Origin of the sequence: Cyanobium sp. Copco_Reservoir_LC18 (assembly GCF_009834675.1) — a bacterium.
In the GTDB taxonomy this organism is placed as follows: domain Bacteria; phylum Cyanobacteriota; class Cyanobacteriia; order PCC-6307; family Cyanobiaceae; genus Cyanobium; species Cyanobium minutissimum.
In genome coordinates this window covers 227837-250802 of record NZ_ASAC01000014.1, presented here as the reverse complement: position 1 = coordinate 250802, position 22966 = coordinate 227837, and the positions used below count along the sequence as shown (strand labels likewise).

Sequence of the window (22966 nt, the reverse complement as noted above, 5' to 3'; positions counted from 1 at the left end):
ACGCAACATTTTTCAGCCAACGTACATACAATCTGACCCCCTGATCAGGGCTTCAACCTTCCCGCGGTGCTACATTCCGCCCAAATTCATTCGGGAGCCTGGGGTGATGGGGACACCTCTGCATTCCGCCCTCTCGCTGCTGAAAAGCAGTGCGGATGGGTCTTCGTCCAGCAGGACCAGACCCAGCGGCGGTTCAGTCAGTTCCAAGCCGACAGCCACAGCCAAGACGACGGCCCGCCAAGGGGGGCGCATCAGCGCCGACTCCATTGGTTGGTATCTCAGCACCATCGGCCGTGTGCCGCTTCTCACACCGGCTGAGGAGATCGAACTCGCCCATCACGTCCAGGCCGGCAAGACGTTGCTGTCCCTCGTCGAGGGGGAACTCACGGCCCGCCAGAGGCGCCAGCTGCGCATGGCCCAGCGGGCCCGCGATCGCATGATGGCCGCCAATCTGCGGCTGGTGGTGAGCGTCGCCAAGAAGTATCAGAACCAGGGCCTCGAACTGCTCGATCTGGTGCAGGAAGGGGCGATCGGCCTGGAGCGGGCCGTCGACAAATTCGACCCCGCCATGGGCTACAAGTTCTCCACCTACGCCTACTGGTGGATCCGCCAGGGAATGACGCGCGCCATCGATAACAGCGCCCGCACGATTCGCCTGCCGATTCACATCAGCGAGAAGCTCTCGAAGATGCGGCGCATCACCCGCGAGCTCTCCCACCGGCTCGGGCGCCAGCCCAACCGGCTCGAGCTGGCCCATGCCATGGGCATGCAGCCGGAGGAGCTCGAGGAACTGATGACCCAGAGCGCCCCCTGCGCCTCCCTCGACGCCCACGCCCGCGGGGAGGAGGACCGCAGCACCCTGGGCGAGCTGATCGCGGATCCGGCCAGCAACGAGCACTTCGACTCGATGGACCGCCATCTGCAGAAGGAGCACCTGGGCGCCTGGCTCTCCCAGCTGAACGAACGGGAGCAGAAGATCCTGCGGCTGCGCTTCGGGCTCGAGGGTGCCGAACCGCTCACCCTCGCCGAGATCGGCCGTCAGATCAACGTCTCCCGTGAACGGGTGCGGCAGCTGGAGGCCAAGGCGATCATGAAGCTGCGCCTGATGAGCAACCTTCACCAGGCCGCCTGACCCGAGCAACCCCGCTGGCGTTGGCCCTTCCACCGGAGCATGACGACCTGGGCCGACTGACCGGCGTGCTGGCCGTGGCCGCCTGGCTGGCCCTGCTCAGCGCCGGATCGCTGCTGGTGCGCCGCCGCTGGCCCGACCAGCGGGAATGGAGCCGCAAGCTGATGCACATCGGGGCCGGGCCGGTGGTGCTGATCGCCTGGGCCTTCGGCGTCGAGCGGCTGATCGCGGTGCCCGCCGCCGCCGCCATCACCCTGCTGGCCGCCCTCAACCACCGGGTGCGGGTGCTGCCGGCGATCGAGGACGTGGAGCGCCGCAGCTACGGCACGGTCGCCTACGGCGCCTCGATCACCCTGCTGCTGTGGCTCTGGTGGCCCGCCCACCCCGACACGGTGGCGGCGGGCGTGCTGGTGATGGCGTTCGGCGACGGCCTGGCCGGCCTGCTGGGCCCGCTGATCCCGTCACCGAGCTGGACGGTGTTCGGCGAGCGGCGTTCCCTGGCCGGCACGGCCGCCATGGGGATCGCCAGCCTGGCGGTGCTGCTGACCCTGGGCCTCCTGGGCGGTGGTCCGGCGCCGGCCGCGATCGCCCTGATCGCCCTGGTGGCGACGGGGCTGGAGCAGTGGGCCCTGCTGGGCATCGACAACATCAGCGTGCCCCTGGCGGTGGCCGGGCTGTGGCGGGTGCTGAGCTGATGGGACCGATCGAGCGGATCCTGGTCGGCCTGGCCCTGGCGGCGGTCCTGCTGGCCCTGCGGCTGGCCAGCCGCCGCCTCCACCTGCCGTCGCCGCCCCTGCTGCTGCCGCTGGTGGCGGTGCTGCTGTGGTGCGGGATCGGCGGCACCAGCCGGCCGGCCGGTGTGCCCTGGCTCGGCGCCGTGGACGAGCTGGCCATCGCCTACGCCCTGATCGCCCTGGGGAGCTGGCTGGTCCTGGAATGCCCGGAGGCCCTGGGCTGGTGGCGACCCACCGCCAAGATCCTGCGCGACCTGCTGATGCTGGGCCTCTCGGCCCTGGCGACGGTGCTGGTGCTGCAGCGCCTGGCCAACCTCAACCTGGTGGGCCTGGTGACCACCTCGGCGGTGCTCACCGCCGTGATCGGCCTGGCGGCCCAGGAGACCCTCAAGGATCTGTTCGCCGGCATCGAGCTGCAGGTGGATCCCCCCTTCCGGGAGGGGGACTGGATCAGCGTCGGCGACGAGAGCGGCACGGTGGAGTCCCTGCACCTGATGAGCACCCGCCTGCGCCGCAAGGACGGCTCGACCGTGAACCTGCCCAACAACACGGTGGCGGACAACCCGATGCGGCGCTTCAGCCAGCACGAACCGGTGGGCAACCGCTTCGAGATCGCCCTGGGCTACGAGATCCCGCCGGCCCGGGCCCGCCAGCTGCTGGAGCGGGTGATGGCGGAGAACCCCCTGGTGCTGAACGATCCACCGCCGGAGGTGCTGGTCCTCGCCTACGAGGACTCCCGCATCCGCTACGAGCTGCAGGCCGCCCAGCGGGGGCCGTCGGAGGGGGACCGGCTGCGGCTGCGCAGCGAGCTGCTGGAGCAGATCTGGTATGCCCTGGAGCGGCAGGGCTGGGAGCTGCCCTATCCGGTGCGGGAGCTGAAGCGGCGCCAGCCCCGGCGGGATCCGGCCCACCCCACCGGCGTGGATGCCTCCCTGACGGCGCAGTTGCTGCGACGCAGCTGGCTGTTCGCCCAGCTGGATCCCGAGCAGGTGGATCGGCTGGCCGGCTCGGTGCGCTGCCTGCGCTTCGGCTCCGGCGAGACGATCGTGGCCGAGGGGGAGGAGGGGGAGGCCCTGTTCCAGGTGGTGGAGGGTGAGGTGGAGGTGTTCAAGGCCGACGGCTCAGCCCTGGGGCGTTCGGTGGCCGTGCTGGGCCGGGATCAGATCTTCGGGGAGATGACCGTCTGCACCGGGGAACCCCGCACGGCCACGGTGCGCTCGCGGGGCGAATGCGTGCTGCTGGAGGTGGAGCGGGACGACTTCATGCCCCTGGTGGAGGACGATGCCGGGGTGCTGGAGGCGCTGGCGGCGATCGTGGGCCAGCGGCGCTCCGAACTGGAGAAACTCTCCTCGCCGGATGCGGCCCGCCGCCAGACCTCGATCCTGGAGAGGATGCGGCAGCTGTTCGGCCTCGAGGGCGACTGAGGGGCGCCCCAGCAGCTCAGGCCCGCAGGAGCTGCTCGCAGCGGAGCTCCCAGTCGCGCTGGGTGCCGATGCCGGCCACCAGCACCCGTTCGGCCGGCTCCTCCCGCAGCCGCAGCTGCCACTGGCGGATCACATCGGCCCGCTCCATCCAGACATCGATCACCAGGCGCTGGATGGCCTCACCGTCCCAGCAGCGGCCCCGGGCCGTGTCGAGGGCCCAGCCCAGCAGGTCGTCGAGCTGGAAGGGGCGGAAGCCGCCGTAGATCGGGCCGGGGGCCGCGGTGCCACCGGCGGGGGCGGCGGCCGATTTCTGTTCGAGATAGAAGAGCTGCAAGGGGTCGGACAACCCGCAGAACTGCAGGAGATAGGTCATCGGCGACCACCACGATCTTGCTGATGCCAAACGTACCCAGGGCACGCCAGTCAGCTGTTCACCAGGAACACTCTGTTGCAGAAGATGGGATCAGCACTCTCACCCTCGGAGTGCTGATTGCGGTGCTCTGGAGATCTCCGCAGCCCCTCAGGCGAGGGCCAGACTCCGGGCCTGGGCCTGGCGCACGGCCTCCGCCAGCTCGACGAGCAGATCCAGGGTGGTGGCCAGATCGATGCAGGCATCGGTGATGCTCTGGCCATAGGTGAGTGAGGCCAGGTCGGCGGAAATCTTCTGATTTCCTTCCACCAGATGGCTCTCCAGCATCACCCCCATCACGTGGACGGAACCGCCCCGCACCTGCTCAGCCACGCTGCGCAGCACCTCCCCCTGGCGGCGGTAGTCCTTGTTGGAGTTGCCATGGCTGCAGTCCACCATCAGCCGGGCCGGCAGGCCGTCCCGGGCCAGCAGGGCGGCGGCGGCCTCCACAGCCTCGGCGTGGAAATTCGGGCCGCTCTTGCCCCCCCGCAGCACCAGGTGGCCGTCCGGGTTGCCGGTGGTGGAGACGATGGCGGCCTGGCCCTCCTTGTTGATGCCCAGGAAATGGTGGGGCCGGGCGGCCGCCTCCATGGCATTGATGGCGGTGGCGGCGCTGCCGTCGGTGCCGTTCTTGAAGCCGATCGGCATCGACAGGCCCGAGGCCATTTCCCGGTGGGTCTGGCTCTCGGTGGTGCGGGCGCCGATGGCGGTCCAGCTGATCAGGTCGGCGAGGTACTGGGGCACCACCGGATCGAGCACCTCGGTGGCCGCCGGCAGGCCCAGCTCCGCCAGGTGCAGCAGCAGGGAACGGGCCCGGCGCAGGCCGGTGTTGATGTCGTAGCTGCCGTCGAGGTGGGGATCATTGATCATCCCCTTCCAGCCCACGGTGGTGCGGGGCTTCTCGAAGTAGACCCGCATCACGATCTCCAGCTCGTCCCGGTGGCGACGCTGGGCCTGGGCGATCGCCTCGGCGTACTCCCGGGCGGCGGCCACGTCGTGGACCGAGCAGGGGCCGACGATCACCAGCAGCCGCTGGTCGCCGGCGTGCAGGATGGCCTTGATCCGCTCCCGGGCCTGCTGCACGGTGCGGGCCGCCTGCTCGGAGAGGGGCAGCTCCCGGTGCAGCACCGCCGGCGGCACCAGCGGCCGGGTTTCCACCACATGGAGATCGGAGGTGGGGATCATGCGGCCGACGGCGGGGAATGGTCAGACCCCCCAGCCTACGAACTGGCGGCACCGAAGCCAGCGCCGACTTCTGCAGCCGTCGTCACCAGAGGGCGGACCCGCGGGGAAGAACAATGGAACCCATGCCCATGCCAACCGGGGGTCCGACCCGGTCATCCGTCCATATGTCCATCTCCCCCAGCCCCGCTCCCCTGACCCCGGCCGACCTGCTGCCCGGCTACCGCGAGGCCGCCGCGGCCCGCGAAGCCCTGGGCGTGCCGCCCCTGCCGCTCACGGCCCCCCAGGCCCAGGCCCTCACCGAGCTGCTGGAGCAGCCGCCCGCCGGTGAGGAAGCCTTTCTGCTGCACCTGCTGAGCGAACGGATTCCGCCGGGGGTGGATGAGGCCGCCTACGTGAAGGCCGGCTGGCTGAGCGGGATCGCCAAGGGAACGGCCACGAGCCCCCTGGTGAGCCCCCTGGAGGCCACGCGCCTGCTGGCCACCATGATCGGCGGCTACAACGTCGGCGCCCTGATCGAGCTGCTCTCCTGCCCGCAGGCGGACGTCGCCGAGGAGGCCGCCCGGGGGCTGAGCCGCACCCTGCTGGTGTACGACGCCTTCCACGACGTGCTGGAGCTGGCCGAGACCAACCCCCTGGCCCGCCGGGTGGTGGACAGCTGGGCGGCGGCGGAGTGGTTCCACGCCCGGCCGCCCCTGCCGGAGGCGATCACCGTCACGGTGTTCAAGGTGCCCGGGGAAACCAACACCGACGACCTGTCGCCGGCCACCCACGCCACCACCCGCCCCGACATCCCCCTGCACGCGATGGCGATGCTGGAGACGCGGATGCCCGAAGGGCTCGGCCTGATCGCCGAGCTGAAGGCGAAGGGCCATCCGCTGGCCTACGTGGGCGATGTGGTGGGCACGGGCAGTTCCCGCAAATCGGCGATCAACTCGGTGCTCTGGCACATCGGCACCGACATCCCCCACGTGCCCAACAAGCGCAGCGGCGGGGTGGTGCTCGGGGGCAAGATCGCGCCGATCTTCTTCAACACCGCCGAGGATTCCGGCGCCCTGCCGATCGAGTGCGACGTCAGCGCCCTCAACAGCGGTGATGTGATCACGATCCGGCCCCACGCCGGCACGATCGAGCGGGCCGCCGGCGAACCGGGGGCCGGGGAGGTGCTGGCCCGCTTCGAGCTCAAGCCCAGCACCATCGCCGACGAGGTGCGCGCCGGTGGCCGCATCCCCCTGCTGATCGGCCGCTCCCTCACCGACAAGGTGCGGCTGCAGCTGGGCCTGCCCCCCTCGGAGGCCTTCATCCGGCCGGTGGCCCCGGCCGACACGGGCAAGGGCTTCACCCTGGCCCAGAAGATGGTGGGCAAGGCCTGCGGCCTGGCGGGCGTGCGCCCGGGCACCAGCTGCGAGCCGCTGATGACCAGCGTCGGCAGCCAGGACACCACCGGACCGATGACCCGCGACGAGATGAAGGAGCTGGCCTGCCTGGGCTTCTCCGCCGATCTGGTGATGCAGAGCTTCTGCCACACCGCCGCCTACCCCAAGCCGGTGGATCTCAAGACCCACGCCGAGCTGCCGGACTTCATCAGCTCCCGGGGCGGCGTCGCCCTGCGGCCCGGCGACGGCATCATCCACAGCTGGCTCAACCGCCTGCTGCTGCCGGACACGGTGGGCACCGGCGGTGACAGCCACACCCGCTTCCCGCTGGGGATCTCCTTCCCGGCCGGCTCGGGCCTGGTGGCCTTCGCGGCCGCCATCGGCGCCATGCCGCTCGACATGCCGGAATCGGTGCTGGTGCGCTTCAGCGGCTCCCTGCAGCCGGGCGTCACCCTTCGGGACGTGGTGAATGCCATTCCCTACGTGGCCATCCAGCAGGGCCTGCTGACGGTGGAGAAGGCCGGCAAGAAGAACATCTTCAGCGGCCGGATCATGGAGATCGAGGGGCTCCCCGACCTGAAGCTGGAGCAGGCGTTTGAACTGACGGACGCCACCGCCGAGCGCTCCTGCGCCGGCAGCACGATCAAGCTGAGTGTCGAGACGGTGAGCGAATACCTGCGCAGCAATGTGGCACTGATGCGCAACATGATCGCCCGGGGCTACAGCGATGCCCGCACCCTGGCGCGGCGGATCAGGGCGATGGAGGCCTGGCTGGCCGATCCGGTGCTGATGGAGGCCGACGCCGATGCCGAGTACGCGGCGGTGATCGACATCAACCTGGACGAGCTGACCGAACCGATCCTGGCCTGCCCCAACGATCCCGACAACGTCAAGCTGCTGAGCGAGGTGGCCGGCGACCGGATCGACGAGGTGTTCATCGGCTCCTGCATGACCAACATCGGCCACTACCGCGCCGCCGCCACGGTGCTGGACGGGGCCGGCACCAGCGCCGCCCGGCTGTGGGTGTGTCCCCCCACCCGCATGGACGACGAGATGCTGCGGGCCGAGGGCTACACCGCCAAGTTCGAGACCGCCGGCGCCCGCATGGAGCTGCCCGGCTGCTCCCTGTGCATGGGCAACCAGGCCCGGGTGGAGGACAACACGACCGTGTTCTCCACCAGCACCCGCAACTTCAACAACCGCCTCGGCAACGGCGCCCAGGTGTACCTGGGCAGCGCCGAACTGGCGGCGGTGTGCGCCCTGCTGGGCCGCATCCCCAGCCCGGCCGAGTACCTGGAGATCGCCGCGGCCAAGATCGATCCCCTCTCCGACCAGCTCTACCGCTACCTCAACTTCGACCAGATCGATGGCTTCGAGGATGCCGGCCGCGTGGTGAGCGTGGAGGAGGAGCAGAAGGTGCTGGCGGAGGTGTAAGGGTGTAAGGCCGGCCCTGCAGCCGATGGCTGGCGGGCCGGCTGGAGCCGAAGCGGGCTTGCAGAGATCCGATCAATCCATGGCTTCCATCGGGCTGGAACACTGTTTGTGGAGGCGACCGCTTACCAGGTGAGCGCGATCGGGCCTCCGAACTTACGCATTTCCGCAAAGAACTTGCCCTGAGGGCCGCCCTCCGGAAGGGTGGCCAGATAGACGGCGACTTCCGCACCCTCATCGGCCGTGAAGGGAGCGCCGGGGCCACCCATGTCAGTCTGCATCCAGCCAGGGGAGTAAGCATTCACCAGGATATTGGTGCCGTGGAGCTCCTTTGCCCAAAGCACTGTCAGAGCGTTCAGCCCAGCTTTGGAAAGGCGATAGGAAGGAGCCAATGGATAGAAGTCACTCTCCATGGACGCGAGGGATGCCATCTCCGTAGACACATTGACGATCCGCCCATAGGCTTGCGCTTTCATCAATGGCAGTAATGCCTGGGTGACACGCGCCACTGCCAAGACATTGGTTGTCAATGTATCCAGCATCGTTTCCATCTTCACAGTAAGCAGGCTGGCCTCCTCGGGCTGCATGGAGGGATTAACGCCTGCATTGTTAACTAGAATATCGACCCTGCCATAGGTTTGCTGTATCCAGGCGACGAACTGTTGCACACTGGCATCACTGGTGACATCCAGAGAGTGAAAGTCCACCTGATTATGTTCAGACGCTAGCCTCTGTCGAGCGTAGATCCCATCCTGCTCCCGTCGACTCGTGACGACAACTTGAATGTTCTCGACTTGCGCTAGCTTGCGAGCGATCGCGTAACCCAAGCCCTTGTGACTCCCCGTGATTACAGCAACTTTCTGCGTCATGGCCGTCAGATCCCTTGAGTGGCATGGATGCCCAGCAAACCTAACAAGCGCCTTCCATTTTACCACGTCAATCTTTTCGATAAAGACTATCAATGAAATCGATAAGCTTGGCGGCGATTGACTTGAATCTATTGGTTGCCTTTGAAGCCCTACTTGAGCAGCGCAGCGTAACGAAAGCTGCGGAGCAGCTTCAGATTGGCCAGCCTGCGATGAGTGCAGCACTCAGTCGTCTGCGTCTATTGTTTCAGGATGAGTTGTTTGTGCGGCTGGGACGGCAGATGCAGCCAACGCTCAAAGCCCAAGCCATCGCACCAGGCCTTCTGGCAGCTTTGCAGCAGATTCGCCAGACCATCAGCGCCAGCCAGACTTTCGAGCCAGCATCGAGCGAGCGCACCTTTGCCATCGGCAGTTCGGACTACACCAGCTTTGTCCTGGTGCCACAGCTACTGGAGTTGAGACAGAAAGCGGCTCCCTCCATTAACTTTCAGATGATTGGGTTTGAGAAGGACAGCGTTGGAGATCTACTGGAGCAAGGAAAGATTGATGTGGCGGTGGGTGTTTTCCCCGATCCGCCGCGAAAAACAAAATGGGAACCTATCTTTGAAGAACGTTTTGTGGGAGTCGCCCGTCAAGGGCATCCTGCCCTTCAGCAAGGAATGATGAGTTTAGAAGTCTTTGCCCAGCTCTCCCACGCGCTCACAACTTTACGCAGAGACTCAACTGGTGCCATCGACATAGCATTGAATGAGAAAGATTTAGAACGCAAGATTGCCTTCACAACTCCGCATATGATGGTGCTGCCATTTGCGATCGCATCGAGCGATTTGGTCGCAGCACTTCCACACCGTATTGCCCTTCGTTTAGCAGCTATCTGCAATTTATCGGTTTTTGAGCTGCCAGTCAGAACAAAGCCGTGGATGGTTTCCATGCTATGGAGCACATTAAGTGATCAAGATGAAGCCAATCGCTGGTTGCGCGACGCAATCAAAGCAATGGCTCAACAGGTCTGGACATGTACGGACACAGGTTATTCCCCCTCCAAGGACTGAACTGCATCACACTGCCGTCGGGTGGCACTCCCTGACTGCCACTCTTGATGGGGGGATCTTTTCGACTTTTCCACTCAACGGGTCTCTTCTGTGGCATGCCAGTTCAATTGACCCAAGCGGAAGGGCGGCCTCCATCACGGTGGCCTTGTGAGCGGTGTCCTCCCCGTCCAGAGGGATCACGGCACGAACACCGGCCACGGAGAACACCGCCATGGGCTGGACAGCGGAGATCGCCCAATCCTGCCCCAGCAGGCCGATGTTCTCGGAGGGTTTCATGGAGTGGGGCTGGGACCCTCCGGTACGCCTGGGTCCTTCAGCACCCTCCACGACTGAACTCTCCCAGGAGTGTTGATCTTTCGGCGAACTGCAGCCGAAGATGTGCGCCCTGCTGGGCCGCATCCCGGGCCGGCCGAGTACCTGGAGAACGCCACGGCCTGGATCGATCCCCGCTCCCACCGGCTCTACCGCTGCCTCAACTTCGACAGATCGATGGCTACGAGGACTCTGGCCGTGTGGTGAGCGTGGTGGTGGTGCTGGCGGAGGTGTAGGGCGCGCAATCCCTGACCAGGAGCTGGAGCCTCATCCCCCCACCACCAGGGCGTCGACAATCTCGTAGCGCTCGACGTTCTCGCCAAGCAGCAGCACCGACCCATCGCCGCGCCGCTGCACCGTGAGCCTCTCAGGCTGATCGGAAGCGACAGCCTTGCCCTTCACGAACAGGAACTGGCGCTTCTGGCCCTCGGGGTTGGTGACCACCACCGTGGCGCTGTTGTTGGCCCGGCGGATCACGGAGGCCTTGCACCTGGTGGCCTTGACGCTACTCCCGGAGCCACAGGGAACCTCCGCAGAGGCGTGGTACGGCGTGCCTGGGATCAGGGCGTCGCGGGACGCGGCAACCGGGGCGAGGGGAGCTCCAGTGATCCCCACCTTGAGGCTGTAGCTACTGGATTCATTGCGGCGCGCCGCCGGCCGCATGAGATACACCCTCAGCCTCACATCGCCATCGCTGGGCAGGAGGCCCCGGAAGCGATGGCCGGAGCTGCTGCCGATGAACAGGGCGGTGTCGGTCCCGGCCGCCATCACGTTGAAGTCGCTCTGCGGGTTGGAACCCTTGAGTTCCACGGTCAGGGTCTGACCGGCGCCGGCCCGGAGAACGTAATCGATGGTCTGGTCGCCCTTGAGCTGGCCCTTCAGCAGGGTGGCATCAGCTCCGGCTCGAAACGTGACCCTCTGACCCTCGATCGCGCTCTGAGCCACGGCAACCCCTGCCGGGAAGCTGATAGCCAGAAGGCCAGCGGCAGCTAAGGGGAGGGGAGCACACATCGGTCTTTTCTCAGGGCCAATGCATACCTTACGTCGCCTGATCTAGGGAAAAATTCTGACCGCCGATGGAAGAACTGGGCGGCCAGTGCCGAGTTGTTGAGAAGAGTGGAGTGAGCTCTTGAGCCAATGCTGCCCCTGAGTGGCAGGCCAAGAGCATCTGGTGCCAGAAGTGAACTCGTGGTGGCCTGTGCACTCAAGGGGCTTGTTCGAAGGTGTCGGATCACCACAGGCACCATTGGCCAACCTACGCCTCATCTGCAAAGTTCAAGTCACCTCAGCCTCGCTTCTCACACTCGCGCTCAACTTCAGACCCAGGGCGGTGATCACCTTCAGGATGGTATCAAAGCTCGGACTGCGCTCTCCAGACAAGGCCTCATAGAGACTCTCCCTGGATAATCCTGAGTCTCTTGCCACCTGGGTCATCCCCTGGGCCCGAGCAATGGCGCCCAGGGCCTTGGCAATGAAAGCAGCATCTCCATCCGCCTCCTCGATGCAGGCTTCCAGGTAGGCCGCCATCTCCTCAGGTGTTCGGAGATGCTCGGCAACATCGTAAGGGGTGGTGGTGAGTTTCATCAGGTCTCATCCGGCAGGTTGGCTGCCAACAGAAGGGCCTCATCAATGTCCTCGGCTTGTGAGCTCTTGTCTCCGCCAGCCAAAAGGATGATCAACTCGGTTCCCCTCTGCAGGTAGTAGACCCTGTATCCAGGGCCGTAGTTGATCCGAAACTCCGACACACCGGCCCCAATGGGCTTGACGTCGCCAGGATTGCCGCCGATGAGGCGCTCGATCCTGGCCAGAACCTTCGCCCGGGCTCTCAGGTCACGGAGACCCGCAACCCATCGACTTAGGCAGACCCGGAGAAACATCCTGAACCCGCGCTGGCCCAACCAGGCCATCCGCAGACACCCCAACCAATGACTGGTTGGACCCAATCCCACCGCATGGGAGCCGGGTCTTACGGAAAAACCCAGCACGAAGCTTCACCCAGCGTCACCCTCGCTCGATGCGCAAAATCCCCGGCGCCCGCGGACTTGGCCGTTCAACCCAACCCCGCCACGGCCCGCTCGCAGCGTTCCAGTCCGGCCTCCAGCAGCGCCGGCAACTCCGATCGCACCGTCGGCTGGGGGAAGGGCCCTTCCTCGTAGCAGACCACCCCAGCGAACTCCTGCAACGCCTCAAGCGGGGGCTCCAGGGGCTGACCCGCCACAGAGGCCAGGTCGCTCAGTTCATGCACCCGAGGCGGTCGACGATTGCTCAGCACGATCCAGCCCGATCCGCAACGTACGCAGATGGCGGCGCACGATCGACAGCAGCAGGGCCGAGTCCTCAGCCGGCAGCACCTTCCCCTCGCGGGCCACATCGCCGAACACGTGCCAGCGGGCGCCACCCAATCGCTCGGCGTCGGCACAGAGGCGTGCGAGGGCTTGGCCAGGGAATCGGAGGAGGCACGAACGGGGGTGCGGAGGGGGAGACCATGGCAAAACGCGACCGCCGCTGAACCCAAGGGCCTATCGGCGCGACTCACACCAAGCCAGGCCTGCCGTCCTCCTATTCGCCGCCTTGAACGGCCAGGAGCTTGCGCTGCTGCCTCCAGCGCAGCACCTGCCAGACCAGGAACACCATCAGCAGCGGCAGCACCGCCACCAGCACCACGAACCGGTAGGTGTTGTCGACGATCTCGCCGCCGGCGACGGCGGCCAGGACCTGCTCCACCAGATAGAGCCCGTAGAGGCCCAGCAGCAGCCAGCCCTCGAGGCGGCTGATCACACCGTTGGACCAGAAGATCGGCAGGCAGGCCAGGGTGCTGGCCACCATGATCGGCAGGTCGCGGCTGATCATCACCGGGTCCACCGCCAGCCCCTTACCGCCGGACACCACGGCACAGAGGCCCAGGATCACCACCTGGTTGAGCAGGTTGCTGCCCACCACATTGCCGATAGCCAGGTCGGCCTTGCCCCGATAGGCGGCCACCACGGAGGTGACCAGCTCGGGCATGGAGGTGCCGGCCGCCACGATCGTCAGGCCGATCACCGTCTGGCTCACCCCCAGGGCCACGGCGGCCGTGGTGGCCCCCCGCACCAGCAGCTGGGAGCCGAGCACCAGCAGGGCCAGGCCAGCGGCAAGCTTCAGGGCGGCCACCAGCGGGGTGGCCCGTTCCGCTTCGTTGTCGTCGTCCTCGGAATCCTCCGAGGCGGTGCGGATCTCCCAGACGAGATTGGCCACCATCGCGAACAGCAGCGCCACCCCCGCCTGCCAGGTGAGTCGGCCCCCCGAGGCCATGCCCCAGACGGCCATGGAGATGCCCAGCAGCAAGGGCACGTCCCGCCGCACCAGACGGCTCCTGACGCGCAAGGGAACGATGGCCGCGCTGGCGCCAAGCACCACCAGGATGTTGAAGATGTTGCTGCCCACCACGTTGCTGACCGCCAGGTCCGCATCCCCCTGGAGAGTGGAGATCAGACTCACGAACAGTTCCGGGGCGCTGGTGCCGAGGGACACCACCGTCAGGCCGATCACCAGCTGGGGGATGCCCAGCAGCAGGGACAGGGCCACCGCACCGGCCACGAACAGTTCCCCGCCGCCGAACAGCACCAGGATCCCGAGGATGATCTCGACGAAACTGGGCAGCGTGGGCATGGAGGTCCATCGTCAGGCGCTCGATCTTAGGGAGACCCCACCGCGCCACCGGAAGTGACACGCTGGACCTCCCCGTCCCGCCGCCCCCCTGAACCAGGAAACGCTGCTGTTCAAACCCGCCGTGCCGGCCGCCGATGCCCTGCGCACGGTGCTGGCCTTCCCGAGCAGCTATTCGGTGGGGATCACCAGCCTGGGCTACCAGGTGGTGTGGGCCAGCCTGGCGCGCCGCGGCGACCTCGACGTGCGCCGGCTGTTCACCGACCGGGGGGACCCGCCGCACCGCCATTGCGACCTGTTCGGCCTCTCGCTCAGCTGGGAGCTGGACGGACCGGTGCTGCTCGACCTGCTGGAGCGGCAGGGTATCCCCCTGTGGAGTCACCAGCGGGGGGAGGACGACCCGATCGTGTTCGGCGGTGGCCCGGTGCTCACCGCCAACCCCGAACCCCTGGCCCCCTTCTTTGACGTGGTGCTGCTGGGGGACGGCGAGCTGCTGCTGCCCGCCTTCATCGACGCCCTCCAGGCGGCCCGCGCCCTGCCCCGGCCCGAACGCCTGCGGCGGCTGGCCCGGGTTCCCGGGGTCTACGTGCCATCCCTGTATGCCCCCCGCTACGACAGCGATGGCGCCCTGCTCGGTGTGGAGCCCACCGCCGCCGAGGTGCCGGCCACCATCACCAAGCAGACCTGGCGCGGCAACACCCTCAGCCATTCCACGGTGATCACGCCGGAGGCGGCCTGGCCCTCGATCCACATGGTGGAGGTGGCCCGCAGCTGCCCGGAGCTGTGCCGCTTCTGCCTGGCCAGCTACATGACCCTGCCGTTCCGCACCGCCTCCCTCGATGATGGGCTGATCCCGGCGGTGGAGACGGGCCTGGCGGTGACCCAGCGCCTCGGCCTGCTGGGGGCCTCGGTGACCCAGCACCCCCAGTTCGCCGACCTGCTGAGCTGGCTGGATCAGGACCGATTCGAGGGCACCCGGGTCAGCGTCAGCTCGGTGCGGGCCGCCACGGTGACCCCCCAGCTGGGGCGGATCCTGGCCCGGCGGGGCAGCAAGTCACTCACGATCGCGATCGAGAGCGGCAGCGAGCGCATGCGGCGTGTGGTGAACAAGAAGCTGAGCGGCGAGGAGATCTTCGCGGCGGCCCGCTACGCGAAGGAAGGGGGCCTCAGCGGCCTGAAGCTCTACGGCATGGCGGGCCTGCCGAGCGAGGAGGAGGCCGACATCGACGCCACCGCCGACCTGCTGCTGGCCCTCAGGAAGGCCACCCCGGGCCTGCGGCTCAGCCTCGGGGTGAGCACCTTCGTGCCCAAGGCCCACACCCCCTTCCAGTGGGAAGGAGTCCGCCCGGAGGCGGAGAAGCGCCTGCAGCGGCTGGCCCGGCGCCTGCAGCCCAAGGGCATCGAACTGCGACCCGAGAGCTACGGCTGGAGCATCATCCAGGCCCTGCTCTCCCGCAGCGACCGGCGCCTGGCCCCCGTGATCGCCGCGGCCCGCGGCCGCCACGACAGCCAGGGCGGCTGGAAGAGGGCCTACCGGGCGGTGCGGGCCGGGGAGGCGACGGCCCCCGCCGATCTGCCCGTGCCCCTGCCGGCGCCGCCCCCCTGGGAAGAGGTGATCCATGCCAACTGGGACGAGCAGCGGGTGCTGCCCTGGAACCACCTGGAGGGTCCCCTGCCGCCCGCCACCCTGCTCAGGCATCGGCAGGAGGCGCTGGCCGGCGGTAGCAGCGCAGACCCGCCAGCAGCACCCAGCCCGCCACATTGACGCGGCTGTCATAGAGGGGGATGTCGGTGGCGTGCAGGGCCACCAGCACCAGGGCCGCGGCCCACCAGGCCCGGTCGAACAGGGTGCCGCCGGCCATGCCCAGCCAGCCGGCGCGACCCAGCAGCCACAGCACCAGGCCCACCACCAGGACGGCGACCGGCACCCCGTGGCTCATCGCCAGATCGATCGGCAGGTTGTGGGGGTGGCCGTGCCAGAAGCCGGTGCGCATCGGGTAGATGATGCTGAAGGCGGCGGCCCCCCAGCCCAGCCAGGGCCGTTCGGCGATGAGCCCCAGGGCCACCTGCCACTGGGCCAGGCGGGTGATCGCCAGCGGCCGCTGGCCGCCGTGGTCAAGATCGATCAGCCGGCCCCAGATCGCCTCGGGCACCAGCTGCCGGGCCAGCTCCTGCGGGGCCGCCGGCACCCAGGGCAGGGTGGAGAGGCCGATCACCGCCAGCACCACCAGCAGCACCGGCAGCAGCCACAGCCAGCTGCCGGGCCCGGCCACCACGGGCACCGCCAGCATCAGGGCCCCCCAGGCATTGCGGGAATCGGTGAGGAACACGGCCGCCACCAGGCCGGCGGCGATCGCCAGCACCACCCCCCGGCGCCGCCAGCTCAGGCCCCCCTCCATCAGCGCCGCCAGGGTGAAGGGCCAGGCCAGCACCAGCCAGGCCCCGGCGATGTTGGCGTAGTCGAACAGGCCGGCCAGCCGCTCCGGCGGGTTGCCGCCGGCCTTGATGTGCCAGATGATCAGGCCGCCCAGCGCCTGGAACGGGCCGCTCCAGCCCCACCAGATCTGGCCCAGGCCGGTGAGGATCACCGGCACCGTACCGGCCACCAGGGCCAGGGCCACCCGGCGGCGGGCGGCGGGGGTGCCGAGATACACCTGGAAGCCCCAGAAGCCCCAGAAGAAGGGCAGCCAGTTGCCCAGCCCCAGCCAGGCCAGGTCATTGCTGGCGGCCCGGAAGCAGCCCAGCACCATCAGCACCGCCGCCGCCAGCAGCACCACGTTGGCCCGGTCGGCCAGGACCGGGCGGCGACCGCGGCTGCCCAGGATCAGGGCCAGCAGCAGGGCCAGACCGGCCAGGAAGGCGCTGCTGGCCAGCAGGACCATCCCCAGCTGGAAGCAGCGCCAGCCCAGGGGCGTGGCGGCGGCCGGCTTGGGCGCCATCAGGCGCTCGTCGAGGGCGGAAAAACGGATCACCGGAGCGGCGGCGGCAGCAAAGGACCGGCGGCGGGTCCCGGGGCAAGGGTCAATCAAACACGGCGGTCCGGCCCCGGTAGACCATCACCTGGCGGCGCAGAAACAGGCGCACCGCCCGGGCCAGGGCCAGCCGTTCGGTGTCGCGCCCCTTGCGGATCAGGTCCTCCACCTCGTCGCGATGGCCCACGTGCATGGTGGCCTGCTCGATGATCGGCCCCCCGTCCAGCTCCTCGGTGACGAAGTGGGCGGTGGCGCCGATCAGCTTGACCCCCCGCTCCCACGCCCGGTGGTAGGGCTGGGCCCCCTGGAAGGCCGGCAGGAAGGAGTGGTGGATGTTGATCACCTGGGAGAAGCGGTCCAGGAACGCGGGGCTGAGCACCTGCATGTACTTGGCCAGCACCACCAGCTCGATCCGCTCCTCCTCCAGCAGGGCCAGCTGGGCCTGCTCCACCTCCGCCCTGGTGGCCGCCGTGACCGGCAGATGCACGAAGCGGGCGCCGAAATCGTCCGCCAGCGCCTCCAGGTCGGGGTGGTTGGAGATCACCAGGGGCACCTGCATCGGCAGCTCCCCGGAGCGGGTGCGCCAGAGCAGGTCCACCAGGCAGTGGTCCTGGCGGCTGACGAAGATCGCCACCCGGGGCAGGGCATCGGAGAAATGCACCTGGCCCTCGCCACTGAGGCGCCCCGCCAGGGCCGCGACGGCGGGAACGATCGCCTCACGGGGCAGGCCGAACCCCTCCAGGGCCCATTCGATCCGGCTCAGGAACAGCCCCGCCCCCGCATCGGTGTGGTGGTCGGCATGGAGGATGTTGCCGCCGTTGGCGGCCACCCAGCCCGAAAGTTCGCTCACCAGCCCTGGCCGATCGGGGCAGATCAGCTGCAGGATCGCCGTGGGGCAACGCATCAATGAATCCGGAACGGATCGGTCGGAAGCTGCATCGTGGCGCAGTCGGGCCGGTAAAGTCACGGCGCCAGCCACGTCACTGCACCGTCCCATGGCCGTCGCGTCGATCCCTGCGCCCCTCTCCCTGATGGGTGTCCTGCGCCGCCTCAGCCTGCTCGCCGTGGCCCTGGTGCTCAGCGTTTCCCTGGTGGCCTGCTCGGGCGACCAGACCCGCAAGCCGCCGACGATCAGCCCGGAGGACATGACCCTGATCGCCCGCCAGGCCGAAGGGTTCCTGGCCGCGAAGGAGCGCCTGCCGGAACTGGCCGACCTGGTCAACGACCGCAACTGGGTGTTCACCCGCAACCTGATCCACGGTCCGATGCAGGATCTGGGCCGTCAGATGCTCTACATCAACCAGCGCCTGCTGCCGGCCGACCGGGCCGAGGCGACCAAGCGGGCCACCAAGCTGAAGGCGTCCCTGGCCAAGCTCGATGAGGCCGCCCGTCTGCAGGACGGTGAGAACCTGCGCAAGGACTACATCAAGGTGGCCACCGGCTTCAGCTCCTATGCCGAGGTGATCCCCGCCGAGGCCATCGCCTTGGCCGAGACCTTCGCCGCCGAAGCCAAGGTCTCCAACGCCGTGCCGCCGGCCCCGTCCCCCACCACCCCCGCGCCCCAGCCCGTCGCCAGCGGCGACGACGCCTGATCCGCCCCCCACGGGCCCCGCAACCCCTCCTGAGGCGGCAGGGTCCCCGTCGGCCGCTTCCGGCACCTCCGTCATCGTGGTCGGAGGGGGGATCGTGGGACTGGCCTGCGCCTGGTGGCTCCAGGGCCGTGGCCACACGGTGCTGCTGCTTGATGGCGCCGGCCGGGGCGAAGGCCCCGGGCGCAGCGGCAGCCTGGCCGCCCTCGGGGTGCTGATGGCCGACAGCTTCCACCGCGACCGGGGCCGGGCCTGGGAGCTGCGGCAGCGCAGCCTCGAGCTCTGGAGCCGGTGGCGCCACGAGCTGGCCCGGCGGGGCCATCCGATCCCCTACCGCTCCGGGGTGCTGCTGCTGGCGGCCGATGGGGCCGAGGAGGAACGGCTCGCGGCACTGGGGGCCCGCAAGCGGGCCCTGGGCCTGCCCCTGGAGCCCTGGGACCGGCGGCGGCTGGATCAGCTCGAACCCGGCCTGCCCCAGCCGACGCTGGCCGGGCTCCACTCCGGCCGCGACGGCCAGCTCGATCCCGGATCGGCCCTGGCCGCCCTGGCGGCGGACGGCCGCGAACGGGGCCTGACCCTGCGGACGGAGACGGCCGTGGCCCTGCGGCCCGAAGGGGGCGGCTGGCGGGTGGAGCTGGCCGGTGGCGGCGTGGAGCGGGCGGCGTGGGTGGTGCTGGCGGCGGGCAACGCCAGCGGCAGGCTGCTGGAGGCCGCGGCGGGGGTGACCGCGGGGGTGGAGACCGGCGGGGATGGTGGCCCCTGGGTGCTGGAGCCGGTGCTGGGCCAGGCCCTGGAGTTGGAGCTGGACAGGCCTCTGCCGACCCACTGGCCCGGGGCGGTGGTGTGGCGGGGCATCAACCTGGTGCCCCGTCCCGACCTGGAGGGGGGCCGGCGCCTGTGGCTGGGGGCGACCCTGGAGCCGGGCCGCGAGGCCGACCCGGACCAGCTCAGCGGGCTGCGGGACCTGGGCGGGGCGGCACCGGCGTGGCTGCGGCAGGCGCGGGTGGTGCGCCGCTGGCAGGGCCTGCGCCCCCGCCCCCTCGGCCGGCCGGCCCCCCTGCTGGAGCAGCCGGCACCGGGACTGCTGATGGCGAGCGGCCACTACCGCAACGGCATCCTGCTGGCCCCCGCCAGCGCCGCCTGGGTGGCCGGCCAGATCGAGGCCCGCCCCTCCGGCGCCTGAACGGGGCGGCAGCCATGAAAAAAGCCCCCCTGGTGCGGGGGGCCGTGGTGGGATCGGCGGCACTCGGCCGTTGGATCACTTGCTCTCGGTGAACTCGGCGTCGATGACGTCATCGGCGGCCGAAGCGGTGCCGTTGCCATTGCCACCGGGGGCGGCGCCGGCGGCGGCACCCTCGGCGCCGGCCTGCTGGTACACGGAGGCACCGGCGGCATAGAGGGCTTTCTGGAGTTCCTCGAGGCTGGCCTTGATGGCCGGGGAATCGTCCTTCTCGAGGGCCTCCTTGAGGTCCTTGGCGAAGCCCTCCACCTTGGCCTTGTCCTCGGCGGCCACCTTGTCGCCAAGTTCGCCCAGCTGCTTCTCGGACTGGTAGATGAGGGTCTCGGCCTGGTTCCTCAGATCGATCTTCTCCCGCTTCTCCTTGTCGGCGGCGGCGTTGGCCTCCGCGTCCTTCACCATCTTGTCGACTTCGTTGTCGCTGAGGGTGGAGGCGCCGGTGATCGAGATGCTCTGCTCCTTGCCGCTGCCCTTGTCCTTGGCGGTGACGCTGAGGATGCCGTTGGCGTCGATGTCGAAGGTGACCTCGATCTGGGGCACGCCACGGGGGGCCGGGGGGATGCCGTCGAGGCGGAAGGTGCCCAGCGACTTGTTGTCGGAGGCCATCTCCCGCTCGCCCTGCAGCACGTGGATCTCCACGTTCGTCTGGCCGTCGACGGCGGTGGAGTACACCTCCGACTTCTTGGTGGGGATGGTGGTGTTGCGGGTGATCATCTTGGTCATCACGCCGCCGAGGGTTTCCACGCCCAGGGAAAGCGGGGTGACATCGAGCAGCAGGATGTCCTTGACCTCGCCGGCCAGCACACCGCCCTGGATGGCGGCACCCACGGCCACCACCTCATCGGGGTTGACGGTCTGGTTGGGGGTCTTGCCGGTGATCCGCTTGACCAGCTCCAGCACGGCGGGGATGCGGGTGGAGCCGCCCACCATGACGATCTCGTCGAGCTCGCTGGTGGAGAGCTTGGCGTCCTTGAGAGCCTGCTCCACCGGCACCCGGCAGCGGTCGATCAGCTTGGAGGCCAGCTCCTCGAACCTGGCCCGGGTGAGGGTGAGGTCGAGGTGCTTGGGGCCCTCGGGGGTGGCGGTGATGAAGGGCAGATTGATCTCGGCCTGGGTGGCGCTGGAGAGTTCGATCTTGGCCTTCTCGGCCGCCTCGGTGAGGCGCTGCAGGGCCTGCTTGTCCTGGCGCAGGTCGATGCCCTCGTTGGCCTTGAAGCTGTCGGCCAGGTGATCGACGATCACCTTGTCGAAGTCGTCGCCGCCGAGGTGGGTGTCACCGCTGGTGGAGAGCACCTCGAAGACACCGTCGCCCACTTCCAGCACGGAGACGTCGAAGGTGCCGCCGCCGAGGTCGAAGACGAGGATGCGCTCGTTGCTCTTGCGATCCAGGCCGTAGGCCAGGGCGGCCGCGGTGGGCTCGTTGATGATGCGCAGCACCTCGAGGCCGGCGATCTTGCCGGCGTCCTTGGTGGCCTGGCGCTGGGAGTCGTTGAAGTACGCCGGAACGGTGATCACCGCCTGGGTGACGGTTTCACCCAGGTACTTGCCGGCGTCCTCGGCCAGCTTGCGCAGCACTTCGGCCGAGATCTCCTCGGGGGCGAACTGCTTGCTGAGCACTGGGCACTTGATCTTGACGTTGGAGCCGGCCTTCTCGACGCCGTAGCTGACTTCCTTCGACTCCTCGTTTACCTCATCGACCCGGCGGCCGATGAAGCGCTTGACGGAATAGAACGTGTTCTCCGGATTCATGACCGCCTGGCGCTTGGCGATCTGTCCGACCAGCTTGTCCTGGTTCTTCGTGTAGGCCACCACCGACGGCGTCGTGCGGAAGCCCTCGGCGTTGGCGATCACCGTGGGCTTGCCGCCCTCCATCACGGCGACGCAGCTGTTCGTGGTGCCGAGGTCAATACCGACGACCTTGCCCATGGATGACCACCTCCTGGTGTGGATGAATGTCTGACTGGAGCCATCTTCCGCATCCGGGGTTCACCCAGGCGAGGGGTGGTTCCCGAACCGGTGCCGTACCGGGGGGCGGGTCTGGGCCTGTCGGAGCCTGGGATCCGGGGGATCTACGGTCGGGCGGCAGCTGCTCCCCCGAGCCCATGGCGACCCCACAGGCAGCACCGGTGATCGGTGGTGGCACCGCCCTGGCGGGGGTGCTGGGGGATCCGGTGCGCCACTCCCTCTCGCCGGCGATGCACAACGCCGCCCTCGCCGCCCTGGGCCTCGACTGGGCCTACCTGGCCCTGCCGGTGGCGGCGGCGGACCTGACCGTGGTGCTGCAGGGCCTGGAGGCGATCGACTGCCGCGGTCTCAACGTCACCCTGCCCCACAAGCAGGCCGCGGCCGCGCTGGCGCAGGAGCTGACGCCCCTGGCGCGGCGGCTGGAGGCGGTGAACACCCTGGTGCGACGGGAGGGCGGCGGCTGGCTGGGTGCCAACACCGATGTGGAGGGGTTCCTGGCGCCGCTGCGGTCCCTGGCCGCCCGCGAGGCCCTGGTGCTGGGCTGCGGCGGCAGCGCCCGGGCGGTGGTGGCGGGTCTGGTGGAGCTGGGCCTGGAGCGCATCCGGGTGGCGGGCCGCGACGGCCGCCGCCTGGCGCGATTCCTCGCCTCCTGCGCCGACTGGGCCCCCGGCCTGGAGCCCCTGGCCTGGGAAGCCGGGGCGGCAGGTCAGCCGGATCCCCTGGCCGCGGCGCTGGCGGGCGCCGACCTGGTGGTGAACACCAGCCCGGTGGGCATGGCCTCCGGCGGGGATCCGGCGGCGGCGGGCCGCTCGCCCCTGACCCCGGAGCAGGTGGCCCTGCTGCGGCCGGCCGCCACGGTCTACGACCTGATCTACACACCCCGGCCCACGGTCCTGCTGCGGCTGGCCGGGGCCCGGGGCTGCCGCACCATCGACGGCCTGGAGATGCTGGTGCAGCAGGGGGCCGCCTCCCTGCGGCTCTGGAGCGGCCGGCCGGACGTGCCGGTGATCGCCATGCGGGAGGCCGCCCTGGCCCGGCTGGGGCCCCCCTAGCCTGCGGGAACCGTCCGCCCCCGAGCCAGCGCCCCATGGAAGGTCCCCCGATCTGGCAGCGGCTGCTGGGAGCCCTGGCCTACCTGCTGCCCCTGAGCGATGCCCTGCGCTTCGGGCAGGCCCTGTTCGACATGTTCCCGCTGCTGCAGTGGCTGGCGCTGCCGGCCCTGCCCCTGGTGTTCCTGGAGCAGGTCATTCCCTTCGGCGGCCTGGTGCTGTTCCTGCTGCTGTTCCTGCTGGTGGTGCGCAACCCCCGGGTGCCCTACCCGATCCGCTTCAACGTGCTGCAGGCGATCCTGATCGACATCGTGCTGGTGCTGCTCAGCCTGGCCTTCGACACGGTGCTGGCACCCCTCGGCGCCGGCTTCGCCGTCCGCACCCTGTCGAACACGATCTTCCTGGGCACGGTGCTGCTGGTGCTGTTCTCCGTGGTCCAGAGCCTGCGGGGCAAGGAGGCCGACATTCCCACCGTCTCCGAGGCGGTGCGGATGCAGCTCTACTGAACAGCTCCGCTGACGGGGGCCACGGCGCTGCGATAGGGTCTGGAATCCGTCGCTGACGGGCCCCGGTGCCCATCAGCCCCTCCCCAGG

At 68.7% G+C, this 22966-nt stretch carries 22 protein-coding genes and 1 pseudogene; 10 read left to right on the top strand and 13 right to left on the bottom strand.

Annotated features, from left to right (window positions below; all coding sequences use genetic code 11):
* Positions 1–106: 106 nt before the first annotated feature.
* Genes L107_RS08770 through L107_RS08760 form a run of 3 tightly spaced genes read left to right on the top strand, consistent with a single transcriptional unit; the run spans position 107 to position 3287 of the window.
* Entirely contained in the window at positions 107–1132 is a 1026-nt protein-coding gene (locus L107_RS08770) for a sigma-70 family RNA polymerase sigma factor (protein WP_159817949.1), read from the top strand.
* A gap of 20 nt (positions 1133–1152) precedes the next feature.
* Positions 1153–1824: a diacylglycerol/polyprenol kinase family protein gene (locus L107_RS08765; RefSeq protein WP_159817947.1), complete on the top strand. Its 672-nt coding sequence runs from the start codon at positions 1153–1155 to the stop codon at positions 1822–1824.
* A complete protein-coding gene (locus tag L107_RS08760) occupies positions 1824–3287 on the top strand; it encodes a mechanosensitive ion channel family protein (RefSeq protein WP_159817945.1) in 1464 nt (487 codons plus the stop codon). The genes L107_RS08765 and L107_RS08760 overlap by 1 nt, the downstream gene beginning before the upstream one ends.
* Positions 3288–3303: 16 nt before the next feature.
* On the opposite strand, the gene L107_RS08755 is transcribed toward L107_RS08760, so the two are convergent.
* Together L107_RS08755 and L107_RS08750 are read right to left on the bottom strand one after the other, a co-directional pair.
* Positions 3304–3660 (bottom strand): hypothetical protein, encoded by a 357-nt coding sequence (locus L107_RS08755; protein WP_159817943.1) that lies wholly within the window; start codon positions 3658–3660, stop codon positions 3304–3306.
* 147 nt (positions 3661–3807) lie between these two features.
* Positions 3808–4881, bottom strand: coding sequence for a 3-deoxy-7-phosphoheptulonate synthase (locus tag L107_RS08750; protein WP_159817941.1), 1074 nt, complete (start codon positions 4879–4881; stop codon positions 3808–3810).
* A gap of 164 nt (positions 4882–5045) precedes the next feature.
* Between L107_RS08750 and acnB the strand changes: the two genes are divergently transcribed.
* The gene (acnB, locus tag L107_RS08745; RefSeq protein ID WP_159817939.1) at positions 5046–7688 is read left to right on the top strand and encodes a bifunctional aconitate hydratase 2/2-methylisocitrate dehydratase; all 2643 of its coding nucleotides are present in this window, start codon (positions 5046–5048) and stop codon (positions 7686–7688) included.
* A 122-nt stretch (positions 7689–7810) separates the two neighbouring features.
* Here the strand turns inward: acnB and L107_RS08740 are convergent, their stop codons facing one another.
* Positions 7811–8554, bottom strand: a complete 744-nt coding sequence (locus L107_RS08740; protein ID WP_159817937.1) for an SDR family oxidoreductase — start codon at positions 8552–8554, stop codon at positions 7811–7813.
* A 107-nt stretch (positions 8555–8661) separates the two neighbouring features.
* On the opposite strand from L107_RS08740, the gene L107_RS08735 reads away from it, so the two are divergent.
* Complete coding sequence (locus L107_RS08735) at positions 8662–9603, top strand: LysR family transcriptional regulator (RefSeq protein ID WP_236550593.1); 942 nt, start codon at positions 8662–8664, stop codon at positions 9601–9603.
* Between the two features lie 6 nt (positions 9604–9609).
* On the opposite strand, the gene L107_RS08730 is transcribed toward L107_RS08735, so the two are convergent.
* From L107_RS08730 to L107_RS08705, 7 genes are all read right to left on the bottom strand, one after another.
* The gene (locus L107_RS08730; protein WP_159817933.1) at positions 9610–9879 is read right to left on the bottom strand and encodes a hypothetical protein; all 270 of its coding nucleotides are present in this window, start codon (positions 9877–9879) and stop codon (positions 9610–9612) included.
* Positions 9880–10182: 303 nt separating this feature from the next.
* Complete coding sequence (locus L107_RS08725; RefSeq protein ID WP_159817931.1) at positions 10183–10860, bottom strand: hypothetical protein; 678 nt, start codon at positions 10858–10860, stop codon at positions 10183–10185.
* A gap of 330 nt (positions 10861–11190) precedes the next feature.
* Complete coding sequence (locus L107_RS08720) at positions 11191–11499, bottom strand: addiction module antidote protein (RefSeq protein WP_159817929.1); 309 nt, start codon at positions 11497–11499, stop codon at positions 11191–11193.
* Positions 11499–11822 (bottom strand): type II toxin-antitoxin system RelE/ParE family toxin, encoded by a 324-nt coding sequence (locus L107_RS08715; RefSeq protein ID WP_236550592.1) that lies wholly within the window; start codon positions 11820–11822, stop codon positions 11499–11501. The genes L107_RS08720 and L107_RS08715 overlap by 1 nt, the downstream gene beginning before the upstream one ends.
* A 143-nt stretch (positions 11823–11965) precedes the next feature.
* A complete protein-coding gene (locus tag L107_RS16650) occupies positions 11966–12160 on the bottom strand; it encodes a hypothetical protein (RefSeq protein ID WP_236550591.1) in 195 nt (64 codons plus the stop codon).
* Entirely contained in the window at positions 12153–12317 is a 165-nt protein-coding gene (locus tag L107_RS16645; RefSeq protein WP_236550590.1) for a hypothetical protein, read from the bottom strand. The genes L107_RS16650 and L107_RS16645 overlap by 8 nt, the downstream gene beginning before the upstream one ends.
* 157 nt (positions 12318–12474) lie before the next feature.
* Positions 12475–13563 carry a calcium/sodium antiporter gene (locus L107_RS08705; protein ID WP_159817927.1) on the bottom strand — a complete coding sequence of 363 codons (1089 nt, stop codon included), beginning with the start codon at positions 13561–13563 and terminating at the stop codon, positions 12475–12477.
* A gap of 121 nt (positions 13564–13684) precedes the next feature.
* On the opposite strand from L107_RS08705, the gene L107_RS08700 reads away from it, so the two are divergent.
* Positions 13685–15325, top strand: a complete 1641-nt coding sequence (locus L107_RS08700; RefSeq protein WP_370515453.1) for a radical SAM protein — start codon at positions 13685–13687, stop codon at positions 15323–15325.
* Here the strand turns inward: L107_RS08700 and L107_RS08695 are convergent.
* Both L107_RS08695 and purU read right to left on the bottom strand, forming a co-directional pair.
* Positions 15252–16532 carry an O-antigen ligase gene (locus tag L107_RS08695; protein ID WP_159817925.1) on the bottom strand — a complete coding sequence of 427 codons (1281 nt, stop codon included), beginning with the start codon at positions 16530–16532 and terminating at the stop codon, positions 15252–15254. The two genes, L107_RS08700 and L107_RS08695, sit on opposite strands and share 74 nt — an antisense overlap.
* A 49-nt stretch (positions 16533–16581) precedes the next feature.
* Positions 16582–17436, bottom strand: a complete 855-nt coding sequence (gene purU, locus L107_RS08690; protein ID WP_159817923.1) for a formyltetrahydrofolate deformylase — start codon at positions 17434–17436, stop codon at positions 16582–16584.
* A 124-nt stretch (positions 17437–17560) separates the two neighbouring features.
* On the opposite strand from purU, the pseudogene psbQ reads away from it, so the two are divergent.
* Both psbQ and L107_RS08680 read left to right on the top strand, forming a co-directional pair.
* Positions 17561–18016: pseudogene (gene psbQ, locus L107_RS08685) on the top strand (photosystem II protein PsbQ); the annotation flags it as partial.
* A gap of 184 nt (positions 18017–18200) precedes the next feature.
* Positions 18201–19304: an FAD-binding oxidoreductase gene (locus L107_RS08680; RefSeq protein ID WP_159817919.1), complete on the top strand. Its 1104-nt coding sequence runs from the start codon at positions 18201–18203 to the stop codon at positions 19302–19304.
* 75 nt (positions 19305–19379) lie between these two features.
* On the opposite strand, the gene dnaK is transcribed toward L107_RS08680, so the two are convergent.
* Entirely contained in the window at positions 19380–21284 is a 1905-nt protein-coding gene (dnaK, locus tag L107_RS08675) for a molecular chaperone DnaK (RefSeq protein WP_159817917.1), read from the bottom strand.
* Positions 21285–21460: 176 nt separating this feature from the next.
* Between dnaK and L107_RS08670 the strand changes: the two genes are divergently transcribed.
* Together L107_RS08670 and L107_RS08665 are read left to right on the top strand one after the other, a co-directional pair.
* Positions 21461–22375, top strand: a complete 915-nt coding sequence (locus L107_RS08670) for a shikimate dehydrogenase (protein WP_159817915.1) — start codon at positions 21461–21463, stop codon at positions 22373–22375.
* Between the two features lie 35 nt (positions 22376–22410).
* Positions 22411–22878, top strand: coding sequence for a Tic20 family protein (locus tag L107_RS08665; protein WP_159817913.1), 468 nt, complete (start codon positions 22411–22413; stop codon positions 22876–22878).
* Positions 22879–22966 lie beyond the last annotated feature (88 nt).